The sequence below is a fragment of the Parafrankia irregularis genome, assembly GCF_001536285.1.
GTDB lineage: Bacteria > Actinomycetota > Actinomycetes > Frankiales > Frankiaceae > Parafrankia > Parafrankia irregularis.
The window spans coordinates 1-3,324 of the sequence record NZ_FAOZ01000073.1; the positions used below are offsets into that span (position 1 = coordinate 1).

Sequence of the window (3,324 nt, forward strand, 5' to 3'; positions counted from 1 at the left end):
CCTGGTGACCCTCGGCGGTGAGGTACTCCCGGGCCGCGCGGGAGATCCCGACCCCGGCGGCGGGCACGCGGGTGAGCAGAACGAGCATCGGCACGCCGGCCGGTGTCACGAGAGACGCGGTGGCCGGGATCCGGGCCAGCTCGCCTTGCTCGGGGCCGATCGGGGAGAGCACGAGGTCGGCGACCATGACGGCCTGGCGGAGCACCTCGGGGTGCTCGCCGCCGATGTCGACCAGGACCCGGGCCGCGCCGGTCTCGCGCTGGGCCTTCTGCGCGAACGGCACCAGCAGTCCTTGCGACGGTGCCCACTGCACGACGTGGAACGGCAGCTCCCCGCCGGTCGCGTAGACCCGGGTGGCCCAGTCGGTCACGCCCTGGGTGCCGGCGTCGGCGTCGATGACCAGAACATCATCGCCGCGGCCGGCGAGCGCGAACGCGGCCAGCATCGCGGTCGTGCTCTTGCGCACCCCGCCCTTGAGTGTGGCGATCAGCCACAGCGAGGCCCTGCCGATGGCCATCCCTGGCCCTCCGTCCTGACGTCACGACGTCCAGGCGTCAGGGTGTCAGACTCGACCACCCCGGCCGGCGGACAGCCGCACCCGGCACGGTCGTCACGTGACGACCGGAACAGACAATTCTTTACTCATTCGATCTTGCCCCCTGGGGTCCGGACAGTCCGGCGCGTGGGCTCTAGTCAACTGCGTTGACTATCTCCCGAGCCGCTTCCGTGATCTTCACCAGCGATGGCGGAAGCGGCTCGGTGAGACGCGCGTTCCCGGCGGCCTCGGAGTGCGGGTGCGTCTCGTTCCGGTGCGTGCTGGGAGACGAGCACCGGTCTTCGTCCCGTCGCGGCGAACGCCGTGACGGAGCCCTGTCGTACGCGACCGGAACCGGTCCGACCGTCCGGCGTGCCCTGTCTCGGAACCGTTCCCGGCGCTTCCCGGACGCGGTCCGTCTCGCCGTACCGGTCGTCTCGGTCGACCGCTTCCCGACTCCCGACCGGTACGACCCGACTCGTACCCGACCGGTCGACCCGACCGACGTCTGACCGGCGGCCGGCGCGGACCCGACTCGTACCGGTCAGCCTCGGTAGTCGGGTCGGCGCGGGGACGAGTCGGGTCCTCCCCGCTGTCTTCCCGGCCTGCTTCCGGCGGGGCGTCTCGGGACGGTTCCCGGTCCGGCTCGTCGCGCTTCCCGGGGTCCTTCCCGGTCGGGTCGTCTCGCCCGGGTCGACCTGCGCGGGAAGCGGTCGTCTCGCCTTCCCGACCCGTTTCCCGGTCGTCTCGTCAGGGCCCGTCTCGGCACGGCCGGCGGGCAGCCGGTCCGATCCTTCCCGCTGTCTTCCCGGTGCTGCTGCCCTGACCGGTCAGCGGTCCGTCCCGGGACGACCGGAACCGCGGCGGCTGTCGAGACACGGGGAGCTTCCCGACCGGCACCGGTCCGGCTCGTCGCCGTGCGCCTGGCCCTCGTTGACGACCGGCCGGCGGACAGCTCGGACCGCACCAGCCGATCGTCACGTGACGAATAACCGGATTCCCGGAAACAGAAATCTAGCTTTGACCGACCAGCGGACAGCCGGTGCCCCGGGCCCGGTTCGTCGTCGTGGTCCTGGCCCTCGTGCCCGACCGGCCGACCGTCCACCGATCCAAAACGCGCGTTTTCGTCTTTCGGCAACTGGCCCGGGGCGGGACGCTCCGACGTTCCGAGCGGGCGGACGGGACGACGCGCCCGGCGAGCACGGCGCGCCAGCGCCGCGCACAGCCGGCGCGCGGGCGGCCCGTCCGGGGTCCTGCTCGGCACGGCGCGGGCGGCCCGGAACGGGCCCTTGAACCCGTAGAGAACTTTGGCGACGATCTTCACCCGGGGGCGCCTGGGGCGTTAGCACCCCCGGCCGGGTTAGCGGCTCCCCTGCTAACTGTTAGCACCTGAGCTAGCACCTCAACCCGGGTCCGACCTGGGCGTTAGCACGTTAGCGGCCCCCCGCCGAAACCAGCGAAAACGGCCCCAGGGCGGCTTTCGACCCCTCCCCCGGTGCAGCTGCTAACGGCCCCCTTCGATGCCGGTCGCCACGTGACGACCGAACTTTCGGCAACCGCTCGCCGGCGAGCCCGGCCGGGTAGCGGGTAGCGGCCCGACTCACCCCCGGCCCCCGCTCCGGGCCCGGTTTCGGCAACCGCGGCCGCCGGGCCGCTACCGCTACCCGGCCGTGTCCGTCCAGCTCGGACCGCCCGCCACGGGTAGCGGCCCGGGTCGCGGCGCCGCTACCTCTCTCGGCCTGCCGCTACCCGCCGTGATCGTCCACTCTCCACCGTCTAGTGGACGGTGGAGAGTTCCCGGACCCGTCCGAACGGGGCCCAATGCGCGCGCCTACGCGCGGGGACGCGCACGAGGCACCCCCGGACCGGTAGATGATCCACAGGGCAGGGCGGTCACGCTCTGCCGCACCACCCGGCCCCGGCTCGTCGCCGTGGTCCTGGCCCCCGTCGACGACCGGCCCGAACTTTCGGCAACGGCCCCCGGCGGCCCGGTCGGGCCTGCTTGATCTCAAAACGAACAATTCGGCAACGCCCAACCCACCGTTGGGAGCCGCTGAGACGGCCGTAGCCCGATCCGCCCTACCCGACCCACCGGGGGCCCGGGTTCCGGCCGTCTCCGTGCCTCTCAGGGCCTCCGTTACGCGGGCTGAGGGCAACGCAGAGCGTCGGTTGCCCAACCATCGGCAGTCACACCGGACGTGCCCGCTGCGTCCGTCTGGGTGGCTCCTGGGGCTTCCGGCAGGGACTCGGCGTAGGCCCGGATCGTCTCCAGGTCGTAGCCGAACCCGGCGAACGCCTGCTCCGTCAGGTTCCGCACCCGGGACGCGGGGCGGGCGAGGCGTCGGCCGGCTTGCTGGTCCTTCCGTGCGCATGCGGCCTCGACGATCCGGGCGTGCAGCTCGGCACCGATCGACTCACAGATCACGTCGATCCGGGACGGCGCGGCCTGGGGAGCGCGGGGCGGCTCGGGAAGGTCCTTGGTCAACCGGCTCCGCAGGACGGCGGCCGGCGAGTTCACACCGGCGGAGTTCGCGGACAGGTAGGCCGACAGGTCGTCCGGCGTCCACCCGGCCGCGAGAGCGGCTGCGACCTTCGGGGCGAGATCGGCGATGGTCTGTGGTCCGAGCGTCCACGGTTTCGGCAACGCACGCAGCACCACCACAGCGGCGGCGTGGTGGTGCTCGTTGCTCGGAGAGATCTCCTCCGCCTCCGGCCCCGGTTGGAGGGGGTGTTCACCTGGGTAATTCAAGGGGTCCGGCTCCCGGACCCCCGTGGTGTCCGGCTCCCGG

At 72.4% G+C, this 3,324-nt stretch carries 3 protein-coding genes; 1 reads left to right on the top strand and 2 read right to left on the bottom strand.

The genetic code is table 11. The features are described 5' to 3' along the window. The coding region (locus AWX74_RS39375) for a ParA family protein (RefSeq protein WP_131799668.1) at nucleotides 1-517 on the bottom strand (517 nt) is incomplete at its 3' end. 242 nt (nucleotides 518-759) lie between these two features. Here AWX74_RS39375 and AWX74_RS38660 point away from each other — a divergent pair. Further along, complete coding sequence (locus AWX74_RS38660) at nucleotides 760-1,047, top strand: hypothetical protein (protein ID WP_131799669.1); 288 nt, start codon at nucleotides 760-762, stop codon at nucleotides 1,045-1,047. Nucleotides 1,048-2,672: 1,625 nt separating this feature from the next. Here AWX74_RS38660 and AWX74_RS38665 read toward each other — a convergent pair. Next, on the bottom strand, nucleotides 2,673-3,324 hold a 652-nt coding region (locus tag AWX74_RS38665; RefSeq protein ID WP_207550516.1), incomplete at its 5' end, for a hypothetical protein.